8 protein-coding genes are annotated in these 21,575 nt (G+C 41.5%); 2 read left to right on the top strand and 6 right to left on the bottom strand.

What is annotated here, in order from left to right:
- Positions 1–262: 262 nt before the first annotated feature.
- Positions 263–2,314, bottom strand: coding sequence for an excinuclease ABC subunit UvrB (gene uvrB, locus DVR12_RS11190; RefSeq protein WP_116975770.1), 2,052 nt, complete (start codon positions 2,312–2,314; stop codon positions 263–265).
- Positions 2,315–2,415: 101 nt separating this feature from the next.
- Between uvrB and DVR12_RS11185 the strand changes: the two genes are divergently transcribed.
- A complete protein-coding gene (locus DVR12_RS11185; RefSeq protein ID WP_116975769.1) occupies positions 2,416–3,207 on the top strand; it encodes a S1/P1 nuclease in 792 nt (263 codons plus the stop codon).
- Between the two features lie 73 nt (positions 3,208–3,280).
- Here the strand turns inward: DVR12_RS11185 and DVR12_RS11180 are convergent, their stop codons facing one another.
- Entirely contained in the window at positions 3,281–4,204 is a 924-nt protein-coding gene (locus DVR12_RS11180) for a PfkB family carbohydrate kinase (RefSeq protein ID WP_116975768.1), read from the bottom strand.
- Positions 4,205–4,282: 78 nt separating this feature from the next.
- Positions 4,283–5,698 carry an MATE family efflux transporter gene (locus tag DVR12_RS11175; RefSeq protein WP_116975767.1) on the bottom strand — a complete coding sequence of 472 codons (1,416 nt, stop codon included), beginning with the start codon at positions 5,696–5,698 and terminating at the stop codon, positions 4,283–4,285.
- Positions 5,699–5,965: 267 nt separating this feature from the next.
- On the opposite strand from DVR12_RS11175, the gene DVR12_RS11170 reads away from it, so the two are divergent.
- Positions 5,966–6,472 (top strand): hypothetical protein, encoded by a 507-nt coding sequence (locus DVR12_RS11170; protein ID WP_116975766.1) that lies wholly within the window; start codon positions 5,966–5,968, stop codon positions 6,470–6,472.
- A gap of 143 nt (positions 6,473–6,615) precedes the next feature.
- Here DVR12_RS11170 and DVR12_RS11165 read toward each other — a convergent pair whose 3' ends face one another.
- The 3 genes from DVR12_RS11165 to DVR12_RS11155 form a co-directional block, all read right to left on the bottom strand.
- On the bottom strand, positions 6,616–8,670 hold the full coding sequence (locus DVR12_RS11165) for an OmpA family protein (protein WP_158563253.1): 2,055 nt from the start codon (positions 8,668–8,670) through the stop codon (positions 6,616–6,618).
- Between the two features lie 41 nt (positions 8,671–8,711).
- On the bottom strand, positions 8,712–9,719 hold the full coding sequence (locus tag DVR12_RS11160) for a PorP/SprF family type IX secretion system membrane protein (protein ID WP_116976206.1): 1,008 nt from the start codon (positions 9,717–9,719) through the stop codon (positions 8,712–8,714).
- Between the two features lie 88 nt (positions 9,720–9,807).
- A partial coding sequence (locus DVR12_RS11155; protein ID WP_116975764.1) for an Ig-like domain-containing protein occupies positions 9,808–21,575 on the bottom strand: 11,768 nt, incomplete at its 5' end.

Raw genomic sequence — 21,575 nt, 5'->3', positions numbered from 1 at the left:
TTGATTTTTAGATTTATAGAGGAAAGAAGAAGTAGAAAAATCTGTATAATTAATTGATTATTAATTATTTGAAAAAATAATAAAGAAAGGGTTAACAATTTTCAAAAAACACTCAAAGAGGCACTACTACAAATTTTCATAATAGCGCCTAGAATATTGATAATTAATATATTATAAATAATAAAATAAATGATTTATTTGCTAAAACAGACAAGACATATTATAAATAATTCTATATGCTGTTTTATTGAAGCCCTTCTGATTATTGCTTCATTTCAAGTAATTCTCTCTCTAAAGCAAACATTTGATCTCTTAACCGGGCCGCTTCCATAAAATCTAAATCTCTCGCCGCCTTTTCCATATCTTTTTTCACCTTAGCAATAGACTTCTCCATCTGCGGAATAGTCTTACTACCCGCTGAAGTCTTCGCATAACTCATTTCTTCCTCCGCTACTAACTGCACATCATCTCTGATTGCCATCGGGGAATTTTCATCGAAATGCTTGATTTCCAATACCGATGTCTGACCCAGGATTTGCTCCTTAGTCTTACGCACCGTTCTCGGAGTTATATTATGAGCTATATTAAAGGCCACCTGCTTTTCCCTGCGCCTGCTGGTTTCATCGATCGTCTTTTGCATACTCTCCGTAATCTTATCCGCATAAAAGATTACCAATCCATCCACATTACGCGCTGCACGGCCAGCCGTTTGCGTCAATGAACGCTCATCCCTCAGAAATCCTTCCTTATCGGCATCCAGAATCGCAACCAGTGAAACCTCCGGTAAATCGAGCCCCTCTCTCAATAGGTTTACACCTACCAATACATCTATATTACCAAGCCTCAAATCTCTCAAAATCTCAATACGCTCCAGAGTATCTACTTCAGAGTGGATGTATCGTGACTTAATATTAATCCTACCAAGATACTTGTCCATTTCTTCCGCCATCTTTTTGGTAAGTGTGGTTACCAACACCCTGTCGCCCTTCTGAACTCTCTTGTCTATTTCATCGAGCAGGTCATCTACCTGATTCACACTTGGCCTAACCTCAATTGGCGGTTCAAGCAATCCCGTTGGCCTTACTACCTGTTCAACAACCACCCCTTCCGTTTTCTTTAATTCGTATTCACCTGGTGTAGCACTTACAAAAATCGTCTGGTTCAAGAGGTTTTCAAATTCATAGAAGTTAAGCGGCCTGTTATCCAATGCCGATGGCAGTCTAAATCCAAATTCAACCAGATTGAGCTTCCTGGAACGATCGCCCCCATACATAGCTCCAATCTGAGGCACGGTTACGTGGCTCTCATCTATTACCAATAAAAAGTCGTCCGGGAAATAATCAAATAAGCAGAAAGGTCGGGCACCTGGTTTTCTACGATCCAGAAATCTCGAATAGTTTTCAATTCCACTACAATAGCCCAGCTCCCTCATCATTTCTATATCATAATTTACTCTCTCTGAGAGTCGCTGTGCTTCTATCAGCTTACCATTCTCCTTAAAATAATCTACCTGTGCTTTCAATTCATCCTGTATTTCATAGATGATCTGCTGCATCATATCTTTTGGTGCCAGATACATATTAGCCGGGAAAATAGCAGCATTTTCCACGACCGTTATGCGTTTGCTATTCTGAACATCAATTGTCTCTATTTCTTCGATTTCATCACCAAAAAATGTAATTCTATATCCATAATCCACATACGGAAGATTGATGTCTACAGTATCGCCCTTTACCCTGAAATTACCTCTGTTGAAATCACCAGTTGTACGGCTATATAAAGAGTTAACCAATCCATGTAATAAAGTATTCCTACCAATAGTTTGTCCTTTTTTGATTCTGATAATCCCATTTTCATATTCTGCTGGGTTACCAATACCATAGATACAGGACACACTGGCTACCACAATAATATCCCGTCGACCGGATAACAGGTTGGAAGTTGCCTTCAAACGTAGTTTATCCAGTTCTTCATTAATAGCGAGATCTTTTTCTATGTAAGTATCACTAACCGGCATATAGGCTTCCGGTTGATAATAATCGTAATATGATACGTAATATTCTACTGCGTTATCGGGGAAAAACTGTCTTAACTCGCCATACAGCTGAGCAACCAGGGTTTTGTTATGGGTCAACACTAATGTTGGTTTTTGGACCTCCTGAATAACATTAGCTACAGTAAACGTTTTTCCTGAACCAGTAACTCCGAGTAATGTCTGAAAAGCTTCTCCATTCATTACTCCCTGGGTTAATTGTTTGATTGCTTCCGGCTGGTCGCCAGCGGGAGCATAAGGAGCTTGTATCTTAAATGACATATTGAAAAATCGTTGTTTGTGCAGAACATCAAATTTACTAAAGAATCCGCAAGTGAAGTGTTAAAAAAAGAACCTTTACTTTTGCCTTTTATTTGAAACTTATGAGAAAGAAATTCTTAGCTGGCCTCATTCTGGCCTTTATGCTTCCTGCTGCCACTTTTGCTTGGGGTCCAAACGGACACCGCATCGTAGCTGAAATTGCCTGGTTACATCTCACACCTAAAGCCCGTAAGGCAGTTTCCAATATTATTGGCCCTAAAAGTATGGCGATGGTTGCCAACTGGCCCGATTTTATTAAGTCCGATACCACCCACCAATACGATCATACCAATACCTGGCATTATCTGGATTTTCCTGCGAATGTAGACAGATCTACCTTCGATCAAATGCTGAATGCTGCTACAGGAGAGAATCTGTATACCGAGACGCAGGCAATGATCAAAAATTTAAAGGATAAATCATTGAGTAAAGATCAACATACCTTCTCTCTTTCTTTCCTTATTCATATGATGGGCGATATGCACCAACCATTGCATGTTGGCCGCGATGAAGATATGGGAGGCAACAAAATCAATGTAACCTGGTTTAACACTCCTTCTAATCTGCATAGAGTTTGGGATGAACAATTGATTGATTTTCAGCAATTAAGTTATACAGAATATACTAAAGCGCTCGACATTGCAACTCCTGCCAAAGTAAAGGAAATACAGAGTGGTTCTATTGCCGATTGGATGTATGACTCACATTTGATAGCAGATCGAATTTATGCGGGAACAAAGCCTGATTCAAAGTTAAGTTATCGTTATAATTATGTGTTTGTAGATGACCTGAATAATCAATTATTAAAAGGAGGATTGAGGTTAGCATCTATTCTTAATAACATCTATAAATAATCACTTCTTTATAAAATAAAAATGCTGATCTAATTACAGATCAGCATTTTTTTTATTGTAATTATTGATTCGTTTAAACCAGGTCGATATCGAAGTTCACCAATTGAACAAATTGTTCGATACGTGCAGCAATTTCACCTTTAGTAACCTGACGGATTCTTTCTGTACCAAATTTCTCAACACAGAATGAAGCCATTGCAGAACCAACGATGATTGCTGTTTTCATATTCTCGAAAGAGATGTCTTTAGTTCTGGCCAGGTGACCGATAAAACCACCTGCGAAAGTATCACCAGCACCGGTAGGATCGTATACCTCATCCAATGGCATTGCTGGAGCAAAGAAAACATGGTTATCGCAGAATAATAATGCTCCGTGTTCTCCTTTCTTAATGATCAGATACTTAGGACCCATTTCGAGGATCTTACGGGCAGCTTTAACCAGTGAATACTCACCGCTTAATTGTCTTGCTTCTCCATCATTTACCATCAGCACATCTACTCTCTTTAATACTTTCAGCAGATCTTCCAAAGCTACTTCCATCCAGAAGTTCATGGTATCCATTACAATCAATCGAGGTCTCTCTTTCAATTGATCCAATACGCTCATTTGAACCTGAGGTGTAAGGTTTCCTAAAATCAGGAATTCGCTACCCTGATAGGTTTCAGGAATAACTGGCTGAAAATCGGCCAAAACATTTAGATCTGTCACCAAAGAATCGCGGGTATTCATATCCATATGGTATTTTCCAGACCAATAGAAGGATTTTTCGCCTTCTTTAATCTGTACTCCATCCAACGCAACTCCTTTAGCAGATAAGGCATCCATTTCAGCCTTTGGAAAATCTTCTCCAACTACGGAAACCTGATTAATAGGTTGTACAAAGTTAGAAGCAGCCCAGGCAATATAAGTTGCCGATCCACCTATTATTTTACCAGATTTACCAAATGGCGTTTCAATTTCATCGAATGCCATAGTGCCTACAACAGTAAGTGACATGCTATTTTTAATTGATTTAATTATTTTAATATTTGTGCAAAACCTCGCAAAGGTAATATTAAAATAGAAAGCATAAAGCTAAATCTTAACCAGCTTCCAGGTATTCCTTCTAAATAAACAAATGGCAATAATAGCAGATGTTGACTCAGAAATAGCAACTCCCAGGAAAACGCCCTCTGGCCCCATATTACAGTAAACCGCCAGAAACCAGGACAATGGCATTTGCCATAGCCATAACGCAATTAGATTAATAAACAGGGGAGTACGTGTATCACCAGCTCCGTTAAAAGATTGCATAAGCACCATTCCATATGCATAAAATAAAAATCCCATGCTTATATAGCGTAAGCACTGAACCCCATATCCGATTACTTCTGGCTGGTCTGTAAACAATTTAAGAATTGTAGGGGCTGCTATCCAAAATAATAAAGCCATACAACCCAGAAACAGCATATTATAAAAGGCTGTTTTCCAAACAGAAACTTCAGCTCTATCTGGTTGTCCTGCCCCCAGATTCTGCCCTACCAATGCCGATGCCGCATTAGCCATACCCCATGCTGGGAGCAATGTAAAGATCATAATCCTGATCCCTATCGTATAACCGGCAACTGCATCTGTTCCGAATCTGGAAATAATACGAACCAAAAAGATCCAACTTGCTGAAGCTATTAACATCTGGCCAGTTGCTCCACCGGCAATACGTAATAACGACCAGATAACATCCATTGCCAAGCCCAATTGCTTCCTTGTAATTCTTATCAAGTCCTTACCCTTCAACAGATGAAACAATTGATAACATACTCCTGTTCCTCTTCCTATAAATGTAGCCAGAGCTGCACCTTTAAGACCGAATGCCGGAATAATTCCCCAGCCATTGATCAAAATAGGGCAGAGCAAAATATTTAACCCATTAGCCAGCCACAAAGCCCTCATTGCCAATGCTGCATCACCCGCCCCTCTGAATATTCCATTTATCAGGAAAAGAAGAATGATTACAATATTTCCTTGTAATAGCAACGCAGTATATTCATACCCGTTATTAACAATACCCGGAGAAGCACCCATTAACATTAAAATATCTTTCGAAAAGAATATTCCTATCATGGTAATAAGTACAGAGATAACCAAGCCCAAATAAAGTACCTGTATTGCAGCATGAGAAGCAGCTTCCGTATTTTTTTCCCCTACACGCCTGGCTATTACCGCCGTAGCTGCAATGCTTAGCCCCATTGCCAATGTGTACACAATTGTCAATATAGATTCCGTTAATCCCACAGTAGTAATTGCATCAACACCCAAATGACTAACAAAATAGATATCAACAACAGCAAACAATGACTCCATTAGCATTTCCAATATCATTGGCACTGCCAACAGAAAAATTGCACGATTAATATTACCTGTTGTAAATTCTTTTTCACTACCTGAAATGGCAACTTTAAATAAACGAAATAGATTGGCTATACGAAGCCCTAACGTATTAAAACGTGGCATACAATTATTTTTGAAATAATAAATAGGATACACTACTACAGTTAATTGTAGTTTCAGTTGGAGAAGATTTGGGAGCTTTAATAAAAAGCTTTAGAAGACTTTCATATGCCTTGAGTATTCAGGTATGCCTAACAAATCTATAATTTTTTTTACTCTTAGTGTAACTTATTTTTTCAGGCACCGTTTAACATACATCATCAGCGCTGACAAACCTAGGAAAATCAATTAGTACAATCTTAAAATCGCAATCTTAAAACTTTATTAGAGATGCTTATGTTCAAAAAACACGCACTCCGTACCGGAGTGGCGTTAGCTACTGTATTGGGTATTACTTTCGCATCATGTTCAAAAGACAAGGATGATCCAGCGCCTCCGACTCCACGTTCAAAGTCTTTTGAATTAAAAGGAACCGGAGCTGATGCAAATAAAAAAATCGGAGAAATAATCGTATCTGAAAATACTGACAGTTCAATAAATGTGGTATTAAGTCTCACAAAAAACACCAAAGATGCAGATCACCTTATCTACTTCATTGGTGGTACAACCACAGCACCTAAAACAGATACATTGTTGTCTAAATCTTTCAAAGGAAACGGTGCAGCACAAACAGTTGACTTGTTTAAAAATGTAACTACAATTAAGCTGTATCAACCTGCCGATGCGACTAAAGACGTTGCTTTCAAATACAATGATGCTATAGCATATAGCGCACACCTGAAAGTATTAAAAGGAACCGACACTTTAGCAATTGGTAATTTCGGAAAGAGTAATTAATCAGCAATTAAATAAGGACTCATAATTACAACCCCAGTAACCGGTTGCTGGGGTTATAATTATATGTATAAAAAAAGAGACTACCGGTTTGGCAGCCTCTTTCTACTGTAGAACGTAGGATATGGAAAGCAATTAGATTTTTATCATTGAGAACTATTGTTGTCGTAATCGCTTCTGGCTTCCACTTGTCTCTTCAACACTTTAAATTCTGTTCTGCGGTTTAGCTGACGGCCTTCAGGATTATCTTTACCATTAGGCAGAGAGTTTGGAGCAATTGGTCTGGATTTTCCGTAACCTTTTGCAATTAACCTGTTAGGAGAAATACCTCTGCTGATCAGGTAATCAACGCAAGATTGTGCACGAGCCTGAGAAAGTTTATCATTATATTTCACAGATCCGATGCTATCGGTATGTGCACTCATTTCTATAGTGAGTTTCGGATTTTCTCTCAAGATATCCACCACTGTATCCAATACTATTTTAGATTCTTCTCTCAATGTTGCTTTATTGAAATCGTAATAGATATTGTTCAATACAATTGGCTTATCGATTTCATATGGTTTGAGACAGAGAGTCGGATTATCTAATGAATCTATTTTCAGCAAGTCATCTGTATTTACGTACAATGCTTTGGAGAAGTAGTTTTGTTTCTCTGCGAGAAGTTTATAATAACGCTGAGGATCGGCTTCGAAGGTATATCTGCCATCAGCGCCTAATGTAACTTTGCTGATAGTTTTTCTTCTCACTGTATCCAATAGGGTAACCGTAGCTCCCTGCAGGGGCTTTTGGGTATCACAATCGATAATCAATCCACTGATCACTTTTTTGATACGTCTGATACCGAATACTTCCAGGCAGCAGATCGATTCTCTATCTGAGCTGATAAATCCGGCAGCAAAAGGATGAGAGTTATCCAATGCTGTGTAGTAAATATCGTCTTTAGGTGAATTGAGCGGTTTGCCCATATTTACAGGCTGAGACCAGGTACCAAAATCGCCTTCGCTGGAATAGAAATCAAGACCTCCATAACCTACACGACCATCTGTACTGAATACAAGAAGATTTTTTTCTGCATCATAAAATGGAGCCTGCTCCTCATCTTTTGTATTAATAGCTGTACCCATGTTTTTAGCACCACCAGGAGTGCCGTTAGACATAATACAGTACCAGAGATCATATTTCCCCATACCACCTGGTCTGTTGGAAGAAAATAACAGGTATTTTCCATCAGAGGTAATAAAAGGTTGCATGGAATTATATCCGGGTACGTTTACGTTATCGCCTAATGGCCGAGGTTCTGCCCAGGCACCATTTTGGCGTATGGTCATATAAATACTAGCCTGTTTTACTCCATCCTTCATGAACCAGCGGGTCAGATACATTGAGTTCCCATCTGGAGAGATAGTGGAAACGCCCTGATCAAATCCTTTAGCCATAGGAATTTTAACTTTCTGGCTATTGTCATAAGAGTTCTCACTACCTGTTGCGGTGTAAAGGTTATTTACATAAGGAGTACCTTTTCTATTGTTGGGATTTGGTTTCTGTTTGGAAGCAGTGGGTAAAGGAGGGTTATCTGACCTGGAAGATGTGAACATTAAAGTTCCAGGATCAAGCACTACAGGTGCATAGTTTGCACCACCTTCGTTTACATTGCCGGAAGTTTTTTCGATTGTAAAACGAGGAAGTTTCTGCCCATCAGAAAGTGCGAATTCACAAGTAGAAATTTCAAGAGCTGTTCTAACACTTAGGTCATCTGATGCGGTATAGCTTTTTTGAAATTTTTTGAATTCATCGAGTGCTTCCTGATACTTTCCGTTGTAGCGCAAAGTGGTAGCATACCAGAAACGGGCTTGCGGATAAGCAGGATTGTTGAATCCTACCAGTTGTGCATACCAGGTTTCTGCATTTCCGTAGTCATAGAACCGACGATAAGAATCGGCCAATCTCGCAACAACATCCTGGTAATCTTTCATTTTTCCGGTTGGGGCAGGAGCACCAGCGATGGTATAGGGTAAAACTTGTTCTGGTTTGATTTTAAACGTACCCAGCGCTTTATTGTAGTACTGTGCCGCGGAATAATAATCCCGGGCATTGTAATAAACATCTGCGGTATGTTTATAATCATAAACATATTGAGCTTGTATAGAGCTAAATATCCCAGTAAGAACCACCAGCAAGCAGAGAGTAATTTTTTTCATGAGGGTTCCATTTCTTTTTCTGTATATGTTTTTCATGCAGATTATAATCTTGGACAGATAAAGTATTCTTCGTTCAGCAGTCTCTTTTTACGGCTAATGAAGGAGAGAGATACTTCAAAGGCCTGACTTCCGTTTACTAAAGATTTCATCCCGGAGGTATTAGCATCGTAGCTCAATCCTAACACGAAGCCTTTATAATGAAATCCGGCAAATGGAATGACAGCATCGTTAAAGCGGAAATTGCAACCTATGAGGAAGTCGAATTCCGGGTTTACCAATAGCTGTGCATAAATACCGGCTACAGTTTCTTCCGCATTACCCTGATGCATGTATAAAGCGGTAGGTGTTAAGCTTACTTTATCGGCTACCTTAATCTTTGTTCCTCCATGAAACAGCCAGCGTACTGGCAGGTTGATATTATTTCCATCACTGGCAAACGGATCTCTTGGGGTATTAAGATGTTGGGCGGCGAAACCTACAAATGGATTTAGAATGTGATTAGGGTTACCGTCGAACAGTACAGTACCTGCACCAATATCAAATTGAGTAGAGTTAGTTTTTCTAAGGCTTTCACCATTATACAATGAAGGATCAAATCCGCCGATCGGAGACCACATCAGACCGGTCTGGAATTTAGCCGGATCGAGTCTGCGATTCATGAGGCCGGCGTTCATACCAAATGTGATCTGAGTAGTTTTAGTGCGACCGAATTTCACACCGGTGTATGAAACGCTGGCCATCGCATTAAAAAAATTATAGCCGGCATCCCCAGCCGACATATTCAGTACATTTAATCCAACTCCTATGTTTTTTGTTGTTGCCGCATCTATAGATACCCCTGCTGTAGAATATGGTTTGCCATAATTGGCCCATTGATTTCGATAATCACCGCTTATCCGGTAATCACCATCAATAACACCAGTTAAGGCAGGATTTAACCACAGCGGGTATGCGTAATATTGAGAGAAGTGGGGGTCCACCTGCGCGACTACCACCCGGGGCAACAAACTGCTCCACAAAATTAGTGCAACTATAAAAATCCTTTTCATAGGAACATTTTTAACTTGTTCTGTATAAACCGGGATACTGTTGTATCCCGGTTTTTTGATATTATTAGTGTTGATCAATTCTCAATCATTATCTCATCAGTGTAATATTTCCTTTCTTAGTTATCACTGTGCCATCCTGCATTGTAGCCTTCACGATGTAAACGTACACTCCAACTGGCTGACGTCTTCCATCCATAGTACCATCCCATCCCTGGCGTTGATCTTTAGAAGTGAAGACTAACTGACCCCACTGGTTGTAGATTCTGAACTCGAGTTGTGCGATTGCTGTACCGTATACATACTCGATATCATTTATACCATCACCATTTGGACTGAAGAGGTTCGGTACATAGATGTTGTTACCGTTTGGATTGGTTGTCTTACCTGTTGCAGTAGCCACGGCACTAGTTTCACAGCTCACGGCTCCTATTGCCTTAACCTGAATGGTTACACTCTGATTAGGTTGCAGACCGCCGATTGTATGAGTAGTACCATTAGGGCCAGAGCTAGGTGGAATCCAGGTCACACCATTATCAATTGATACCTGATAGCTTTGAGCACCTGTAACTGTGTTCCAGCGGAAGGTTACTTCAGTAGGCGTTGCGTTATCAACTGTAATAGTCGGAGCCGGAAGTGGTTGAGCCATTGTTACATTCACTGCAGTTCTGCTTGTGCTTATGCAACCTCCTGTTGTAAATGCTTCTACATAGTAAGTAGTTGCATTATTCAGTACCGGTGTTGTATAGCTTGCGCCAGTGAACAATGGAGTACCACCTGTTGCTGTACTGTACCAGCGGAAGTTTACACCTGCGGTAGCTGATGCTGCCGTCAGTATAGTGCTGGTACCCGGACAGATATTCTCGGTTCCTGTGATTGTTGGATTTGCAGGAGCTGGTGTTGCAATTACGCTAACAGCAGTACGGGTAGCACTCGGACAACCATTATTGTTAAGAGCTTCCACATAATACATCTGGTTTGCATTGATTGGAGGAGTTGTGTAAGAAGCTCCTGTTGTCAATGGTGTACCACCAGTTGGTGTATTATACCATTTGTAAGTCAGGGTTGGATCAGGATTCAGTACTGCTACTTCAACTGTCTGACCAGGACATGCATTCAGCGTTGCATTAGCTACAACAGGAGGTGCAGGTGAAGGATTCACGGTTACACGAACTTCTGTTCTGGAGCTTACGCATCCACCACTGGTAGTAGCTTCAACATAGTAGATTGTGCTGATGGTTGGAGTAATTGTAAAGTCTCCACCTGTGAATATCGCAGTTCCACCAGTTGCAACATTGTACCATTTATACGTTATACCTGTTTTTCTGTCTTTCACGCTCAGTACACCAGTCTGACCAGCGCAGATTGTGAGCGGTGATGCTAATGGAGCATCCAGGTCATTCACCACTGTTGCAGTTACTCCTTTACGTGCACTGCTACAACCGAAGCTATTCAGTGCTTCTACATAGAATGGAGTATTAGCGGCCAGCGGAGCGGTAGTATATTCAACACCTGTTGCCAGTAATGTACCGTTAGAAGGAGCATCAAACCATCTGTAAGTCAGTGCTGCACTTGGGTTGCTGATATTGAATGTGACAGTTCCACCGATGCAGGTAGTCAGATCGTCGGAGGCTACACTTGGAATTGGTGGAGCCGGATCTACTGAAACATTAACCGCAGTTCTGGTTGAACTAGAGCAACCATTACCAAGATTAGCCTGTACATAGAAGGTTGTATTAGTTGTTACTACCGGTACACTATATACAGCACCAGTGAACAGTAATGATCCACCACTTGCAGCATCGTACCATTGGTATGTAATAGCTGGATCTATAGTTTTCACAGCCACAGTTACACCGGTACCAGCGCAAGTTTTGAGCATACTTGCTACTACATCAGGAGCATTTGGAGCATTTACTACAGTCACTGTTGCTTTTACTCTCACAGATGCATTTCCACAAGATCCGGAATCAGCAATTGCATCAACAAAGAAGTCGGTACTTGAAGTCAGGTTGTTGGTTTTATACACCGGACCTGTAAATACAGGAGTACCACCTGTTGCTGATGTATACCATCTGTAAGTAATACCATTTGTTGGTGATGTTACGCGAAGCGTTGCAGGATTACCCATACAAACTGTGAGTGCATTTGATTCCAGGGTTGGTGTTGGTGCCTGACCTACACCTATTGAAATCTTAGTCCTTTGATTGCTGCTACAGATTCCATTGCTGGCTTCCGCATAGAAATCAGTATTAACATTTAATGCACCGGTTTTGAATACAGGGCCAGTAAACAGCAGGTTACCACCAGTTACTGCATCAAACCATCTGTAGGTTACACCTGCAATTGGATTTACGATGTTGAGTGTTACACTGCCACCCTGACAAACACTAGGTGAAGAAGAGGCTACTTCAGGAACCTGTGGTATATCGTTAACCTTTATAGATCCACTGGTTCTGGTAGCACTAGGACAGCTTCCATTTACAGTAGCCTGAACATAGTATGTGATACTTGTATCAAGTGCTGCTATATTGAATACAGTTCCTTCGAACACCTGTGTACCATTAGTAGCTGCATCAAACCATTGATAAGTTAATCCAGGAACCGGATCTTTAATTGCCAGGGAAGCACTTTGACCTTTACAACCCTGAACAAATCCGCTTACCAATACCGGAGCTGTTGGAACCGGAACCGCTGTCACTTTCACCATTACCCTTGCAGATGGTTTACCACATCTGGAGGTATCACCTACAGCATCCACATAGAAGGATGTGTTGGCGTTGATCGGAGCAGTGGTATATATTGGTCCTGTAAAGATTGGTGTTCCACCAGTAGGTGATGTGTACCATCTGTACGTGATATCAACTGTTGAAGATGTTACTTTCAACACTGCTTTACCACCCTGACAAACTGTAACATCGGTAGATTCAAGAATTGGATTAGGAGCAACACCCACACCGATAGAAATCTTAGTGCGAACCGGACTTGTACAACTTCCAGCAGATGCTTCAGCATAGAAGTCGGTAGACTGAGTAAGGCCTGTTACTACGTATACCGGACCTGTGAACAGTGATGTACCACCGGTACTAGTATTGAACCAATTATATGTTAATCCACCTTCCACATTTTTAACTGAGAGTGTTACGGTATCACCAACACAGATGTTGATTGAAGATGCAGCAATTATTGGTGTGGTTACCTCGCGGATGCTGACAGTTACCACCTTAGCATTAGCGGCATCATTAGCACACTTGTTAGAACCTTCTACTGTTACATAGAACGAAGTAGTAGCGGCCAATTGTTGTGTAGTGTAAGTTGCACCTGTGAACAATAATGTTTTCAGTGATGCATCTTTATACCATTTGAATATTGGGTTAGTAACTGTAGTTGATGTAGCTGTTAGTTTCACCGTTGTATTAGCACAGATTGTTGTATCTGCTACTTGTATATCGGCTGCCACTGCATTATTATTTACAGTTACTGTTACTGATTTAAGTTTACCCGCCTGGTTTTCACACTGACCATTATTGCTTACGCTTACATAGTAAGTATAGATACCCGGAGTTAATCCTGTAATGGTCAGTTGACCTTTACTATTTACACCTGCGGTGATTGGACTGGTCTTATCAGCATTTGCGTACCATTTAAATACTGGGTTGGTTACAGTAGTGCTGCTTGGAGTTAATACTGCCGTATCACCACTACAGATTACTGCATTTGCCACCTGAATATCGCTGGCTGTTGAAGCACTATCCACTGTCAGTACAATCTTCGCGCGTCCGCTATCATTTGCACAATTATTACCATTCACAGCTTCTACGTAGAAGTTATATGTACCAGCGGCCAGATTAGCCGGAGTAGTGTATTGATTACTGTTAGATACCAGTTTCGCACCACCAGTTGCTGCATCATACCAGTTGAACTGTACTCCGCTTACTGCTTTTACGCTCAGTGTTACAGGAGTATTGATACAAGTTGTTACGTTACTGCTGGTTGGTTGAGGTGCAGATGGTAATCCAAGTATTGTAATCGTAACAGGTGCAGAAGCTGTAGAAGTACAACTATTTCTGTTTGCAGTTACATAGTAGCTATAAGTACCTGAATCGAGTGTTGTTGGAGTTACAAATGCAACGCTATCCAACAGATGAACACCTTTACCATTATACCAGCTATACACCACATTCGCAGCAGGGTTCAGTACTTTAAGCGTTACCGGATTGCCTTTACATACGCTGTTGCTACCGCTTACCTGTACTTTAGGCTGAACGATCGCTCTCTGAGCGTAGTTGAAGTCAACATCTGTGAGTGCAGCAGCAACACCAGCTTTCAGTCTTACTTCCACCGCATCGAATGGTTTGGTTGGAACGAAGGAGAGAATAGCTCTACGGCTGTTGCTCAGAAGATCCAGATGAACAATCGGATTAGATACCAGTACTGAGTCACCAGGTGTGTTTCCATTGTAAGTGGTCAGCTGAACACTTGCCAGAGCTGCTACAGAAAGCACCTGACTTGGGTTAGACAACATCACTTTCACAGTATCACCAGGAGTAGAGATACCAGTGAAGTTTGCTTTCTCGAATACAGATCCATTCAGTACACCTAAGTTGATTACCAGAGAAGATGCTGTATTCACATTATTATCTACTGCATACTGAGGATTTATCACACTACCGATAGTTAAACCAGTTACGCCATTTGTTTGGCTGGTAGCGCCTTCACATGGTACTTCACTTGTTACACCGTTTACAGTCACCACGGTTGCAGTTGCTCTTTCAGATTTACAGATTGAGCTACCATTCAGTACTGCTTCCACATAGTAAACAGTAGTACCAAGTTTAGTAGAAGGACTGGTTATGAATGATGAACCAGTAAACAGTATATTGGTACTTGTATCACTTGTATACCAATTGAATGTTGTATTAGCCACAGCTGCAGAAGCACGGAACAATGACTGTTGTCCGATTATTACAGTATCTACCGGTGGTATAACTGTAGGACGAGCCAGAGACGATGCTGTATCCACTGTTACCGCAGTTCTTGTTGCAGAGATACTATTACAGCTATCATTAATTGCTTGTACATAATACGTAGCCTTAGTAGTAACATTCAATACTTTGAATACAAGTCCACTATCCGTATTCAGTTTTGTTCCTCCAGTAGGTACATTATACCAACCATAAGAGTAACCTTTCACCGGATTAGCGATTGCCAGATCAGCATCAGAACCGCTACATACTTTCACATTATTAGACAGTACATTCGGAGCAGTAGGTGCAGCGGTTACTTTCACACTAATCATTGCACGACCTGTGCTTGCACAATTGTTTCTGAATGCATCTACATAGAATGTAGTATCTGAAGTCAGATTACCAGTGGTAAAGGTATTTCCATCCTTACCAGCCTGATAAACACCCTGGCCATTATACCAACGGTACGTTACACCTGCTACAGGATTTTTAACCGCGAGTGTTGCCGGATTACCAGCGCATACTGTAACGTTTGAAGCCTGAACAGTTGGTGTTACCAATGCACGCTGAGCATAGTTGAAGTCGATAGTTGTCAACGCACCAGCGATACCAGATTTGAGTTTCACCTCAACAGCATCGAATGGTTTGGTTGGTACAAATTCTACCAATGCTTGTTTCTTACTGCTCAACAATGTCAGTTTAACCAGCGGATTATTAATATTAACTGAATCACCTGGCGTATTACCATTGTAAGAAGTTAACTGAACTCCACCCAGCAGTGCCAGAGACAATACCTGACTTGGGTTAGACAGCAGTACTCTTATTGTATCGCCTGGAGAAGATACTCCAACGAACTTAGCACGTTGCCAGATTTGTGCATTCAGTATACCTGCATCTATTACGAGAGTAGAAGCAGTATTAGCGTCATTATCTACAGCTAATTGTCTGTTATAAACATTTCCGAGTATCAGTAATCCACTGCTACCTACGGTTTGTGAAGAGGCACCTTCACATGGTACCGGACTGAATGCCTCTTGTGAGTAAACCACTACAACCGGAACTCTGATTGACTGACAAGTAGCTCCACTGCTCAGAGCAGCTTCAACCCAATAAGTCTTAGTACCTGGAGTGTTGCTCGCTGCCGGAGTATATACCTGACCGGTAAACAGACTATCATTACCTGCCTGGCTACCATACCACTTGAAGATTACATTAGCGGTATTAGACATTGCTGTTAATACAGGCTGCACACCTAATCCCACTGTATCAGGGTTTGGAGTAACTATCGGAGCACTCAGGGTAGATGCCATTTGTACTGTGAATGGTACTCTGTTTGACATTGCACCACAGCTATTTACTGCCGCCACATACAACGTAGTATCCTTACTGATTGCTGTCAGTTTAAATGTATATCCACTGTCTGTATTCAGCTTAGTACCACCAGTTGCCATACTATACCAGTTGTATGTAAGTCTGTGGTCTGCATTATTTATCTGTAATACTACATCAGAACCTGGACATACCTGTACGGTAGCCGGAGCTGGTGCAACAGGTGCAGCAGAAACAGTTACTGAAACCGGGATACGATCAGGGTTTGGACAGTTGTTTGGTCCACCTACCACAGATACATAGTAAGTTACCTTACCTGCATTTCTTAATGTATCTGTAGTATAAGTATTAGAAGAGCTTAATACAATATTACTTGTAGAATCTGCATACCAGCGTACAGAAGTACCAGGAGCAGGAGTTACAGAGAGGGTTGCTTTACTATTGATACATACTGTATCTGAAGTATTGGTATTTACTGTTGGTTTAGCATACAGTATTCTTGCACTGTAGATATCAATAGAATTCAACAGATTAAGCACACCTGTCAGTTTCACTTCTACTCTGTCATAAGCCGCAGGAGCAGCAATAGTAGCAGTAAACTGCTGACCACTGAGCAAGCGGAGTGTCAACAGACTAGAAAGTGTATCGGATTTAACGAGTGTATTATTGTTATAGAGAGAAATTAATGTACCACCTAACAGGCTTACATCAGCTAAGCCAACAGAAGTAGCCAATTTCAGTTGTACACTGTCATTAGCTGCACCGGCATTAGGGAATATCAGACGTTGGTAAACAGATCCACCTAATACGCCTACAGGGATAGACAACCTTGTGAAGTTAGTCTGAATACTATCTACGTCATTAGTTGGATTAATTACACTACATAAGATACAACCCAGGGTAGTACCTGAAGTCTGAGCATTAGCAAAGTTACAGTTAGGGTTAGGATTATATGGTCCAACCACTTGCACCACAATTGGTACACGTTTAGAATCACAAGCCCCGGCAACCCTTGCCGCAACATAATATGTATAGTTACCCACCATACCAAACGGACCAACTGTATATGAAGGACCAGTTTGAGCTACTGTAGTTGTAGTAGAATCATTGAACCAAACCAGAGTAGCACCAGGTACTGGTTGTGCAGTTAACGTTGTACTGGTATTGATCGGGATAACCACTTCACCGGCAACTACAGGAGCAGCAGGAGATGTTGCTATTTGCACATTTGCAGCTTTCAACGAACCAGCAGGGTTTTCACACTGCGTAGCACTGGATACGCTTACATAGTAAGTATAGTTACCAACAGCCAGACCAGTGATAGTTAGTTTACCTGTATTATCAATATTGAAGGTTGCACCGCCGATTACAGTACCATTAGTAATTTGAGTTGTTTTATTATTGCTTGTATACCATTTAAATACCGGAGCAGTAATACCCGGAGCAGTTGGTGTTAACACAACCGGAGCACTGGAGCAAATTACTGAGCTATCAGGTACAATGATGTTACCTGGCTTGCTGGTTGGATTAACCGTTACCACAACTGGTATTCTGTTAGGGTTTGGACAACCATTACCATCTATTGCCTGAACATAATAACGGAAGTTGCCCGGAGTATTTAAAGTATCAGTTGTATATGTTGCACTTGAGCTAAGTATTACTGTAGTTGTAGAATCAGCATACCAACGCACACTTGTTCCTGCAGCAGGAGTGGCCGTCAACACAGCAGGTTGACCAGCACATACAGTAACATTTGGAGCCGTAATTGTTGGGTTAGGCGCCAAAGCTCTAACTCCATAGATATCAAGAGAATTCAGGAGATTAACAACCCCTGTTAGTCTTACCTCTACACGATCATAAGCGCCACCAGCTGGAATTGTAGCTGTATAACTATTACCACTTAATACTCTGAGAGTTAATAATGAAGCAATAGTATCTCTGTTTACTACAGTATTACCATTATAAACAGTAATTAAGGCACCACCTAAAACGCTAACATCTGCCAAACCACCAGGGTTTGCCAGTTGAAATTGGATACTATCGGTAGCTGCACCTACAGAAGGGAAGATCAATTGTTGATAAACTGAACCTCCCAGTAAACCTACCGGAATATTTAATCTTGTAAAATTGGTCGGGATTGTATCAATATCAAATGTAGGATTCTGAACTGAACACAGTACGCAACCAAGAGTAGTACCAGTTACCTGGCTATTTGGCATATTACATCTGATAGGAGAAGGACCTGTTACTGTAATTGAAATTGGGAGTCTGATAGACACACAACCTCCAGGTAAACTATCTCCGGCAAAATAGGTGTATATACCTGCCGTTGGGAAAGGCGCCAGCGTAATGCTGGAGCCTCTTCCAATCGGAGCTTTCGTTGTATCGCTATACCATAGCACCGTTGTTCCTGGTGCTGGTGTTGCAAATAATGTTAATGGAAGTCCGGTACTTACTGTATAATTCTGAACCACACTTGGAGGAGCAGGAGCACCAGAAACAGTTACTGTTACGGCCTTCAGACTACCTGCTGGATTTTCACAACGATTAGTACCAGATACGCTTACATAGTAAGTGTAACTACCCTGAGTTAATCCGCTGATCGTCAGTTTGCCAGTACCATCGATAGTGAAGGTTGCACCACCAATAACTGCACCGTTAGTGATTTGAGTTGCTTTTGTATTATCTGTATACCATTTGAATACCGGATTAGTAACATTAGTTGCTACCGGAGTCAATACTGCAGGAGCACTACCACATGATGCTGTTGTATCTGCCACTGTGATATCACCAGGAGTTCCTAATGGATTTACCGTTACCGTTACTGGGATACGTTCTGGGTTCGGACAATTGTTAGAACCAATTACCTGTACATAATAGGTGTATGTTCCTGCTGTTTTCAGCGAATCAGTTGTATAAGTATTCTGATTGCTTAAAGCAGCGCCACCGGTAGAATCCTTATACCATTGCAGCGTAGTACCCGCGGCCGGAGTAGCACTCAGCGTGGCCGGTAATCCTGCACAAACTGTCTGACTGCTGGTTTGGATGGTTGGATTTGCTCCTACCGCTCTCGCACCGTAGATATTTAAGGAATTGAGCAGGTTAAGTACTCCTGTGAGTCTTACTTCCACTCTGTTATATACTCCGCCTGTTGGTACTGTAGCTACAAAACGGTTACCACTCAGTAAGCGAAGCGACAGTAAGTTTGATAAGGTATCAGCACTTACTACTGTGTTATTATTATATACAGTTATTACTGTTCCACCAAGTAAGCTTACATCAGCCAGACCTACGGAAGTTCCCAAGTTCAGACGAATACTATCCGTTCCTGTACCTGGAGTAGGGAAGATCAGTTGTTGATATACTGAACCTCCTAATAAGCCAACCGGAATGCTTAATGTAGTGAAGTTAGTGGTGTCTAAATCTATATCATTATTTGGATTCTGAACTGAGCACAGTATGCAACCCAATGTAGTGCCATTTACCTGTGAAGTTGGAACATTACAGTTAGGGTTAACGATTGGACCTGTAACAGTTATTGTTACTAATAATCTGTTAGAGAAACAACCACCGGCAATACTGTCGCCAGCAAAGTATTTGTATACACCTGGTGTATTGAACGCAGGTAGAGTGATGGAGCTTCCTCGGCCAATTGGTGCCTGAGTGGTATCGCTATACCATACTACCGTAGCACCAGGAGCTGGAGATGCTACCAAAGTAACTGGTGTACCAGTACTTACTGAAACATTCTGATTTACTGTTGGAGGAGCTGGAGCGGTTGTTACAAAGATTGTAGCGGCTTTCAGACTACCTGCCGGATTTTCACAACGGTTAGTTCCGGATACGCTTACATAGTAAGTATGGTTACCGGCGGTTAATCCGCTTACCGTTAACTTACCTGTACCATCTATCGTGAAGGTAGCACCTCCGATAACTGCACCGTTAGTGATTTGAGTTGCTTTTGTATTATCTGTATACCATTTGAATACCGGGCTGGTAACATTTGGAGCAGTTGGAGCCAGGGAAACCGGACCACTACCGCAAGTTGCTGTAGTATCTGCTAACGTGATATCACCAGGAGTACCTAATGGATTTACTGTTACCGTTACTGGGATACGTTCTGGGTTCGGACAATTGTTAGAACCAATTACCTGTACATAATAGGTGTATGTTCCTGCTGTTTTCAGCGAATCAGTTGTATAAGTATTCTGATTGCTTAAAGCAGCGCCACCGGTAGAATCCTTATACCATTGCAGCGTAGTACCCGCGGCCGGAGTAGCACTCAGCGTGGCCGGTAATCCTGCACAAACTGTCTGACTGCTGGTTTGGATGGTTGGATTTGCTCCTACCGCTCTCGCACCGTAGATATTTAAGGAATTGAGCAGGTTAAGTACTCCTGTGAGTCTTACTTCCACTCTGTTATATACTCCGCCTGTTGGTACTGTAGCTACAAAACGGTTACCACTCAGTAAGCGAAGCGTCAGTAAGTTTGCTAAGGTATCAGCACTTACTACTGTATTATTATTATAAACTGTTATCACTGTACCACCCAGTAAGCTCACATCGGCAAGGCCAACAGAGGTTCCTAAGTTTAATCGGATACTATCAGTTGCAGCACCTGGGTTAGGGAAGATCAGTTGTTGATATACTGAACCGCCTAATAAACCAACTGGTATACTTAATGTAGTGAAGTTGGTTGTATCCAGATCTATATCATTTGTTGGATTCTGAACAGAGCACAGTATGCAACCCAATGTAGTTCCATATACTTGTGATGTTGGAACATTACAGTTTGGATTAACGATTGGTCCTGTAACAGTTATTGTTACTAATAACCTGTTAGAGAAACAACCACCGGCAATACTGTCGCCAGCAAAATATTTGTATACACCAGGTGTATTGAAGGCTGGGAGAGTGATGGAACTTCCTCGGCCAATAGGTGCCTGAGTGGTATCACTATACCATACTACCGTAGCTCCAGGAGCTGGAGAAGCTACCAGCGTAACTGGCGTACCAGTACTTACAGAAACATTCTGATTTACGGTCGGAGGAGCTGGTGCAGTTGTTACAAAGATTGTAGCTGCTTTCAGACTACCTGCCGGATTTTCACAACGGTTACTTCCTGATACGCTTACATAGTAAGTATGGTTACCGGCGGTTAATCCGCTTACCGTTAACTTACCTGTACCATCTATAGTGAAGGTAGCACCGCCGATTACTGCGCCGTTAGTGATTTGTGTTGCCTTAGTATTATCTGTATACCATTTGAATACCGGGCTGGTAACATTAGGAGCAGTTGGAGCCAGAGAAACCGGACCACTACCGCAAGTTGCTGTAGTATCTGCCAATGTGATATCACCAGGAGTTCCTAATGGATTTACTATTACTGTTACTGGGATACGTTCTGGGTTCGGACAATTGTTAGAGCCGATTACCTGTACATAATAGGTGTATGTTCCTGCTGTTTTCAGCGAATCAGTTGTATAAGTATTCTGATTGCTTAAGGCAGCGCCACCGGTAGAATCCTTGAACCATTGCAGCGTAGTACCCGCGGCCGGAGTAG

Origin of the sequence: Chitinophaga silvatica (genome assembly GCF_003419895.1) — a bacterium.
GTDB classification, from domain to species: domain Bacteria; phylum Bacteroidota; class Bacteroidia; order Chitinophagales; family Chitinophagaceae; genus Chitinophaga; species Chitinophaga silvatica.
Note: the sequence above shows the minus strand (reverse complement) of the source record. Positions and strands in the feature narration are given on the sequence as shown.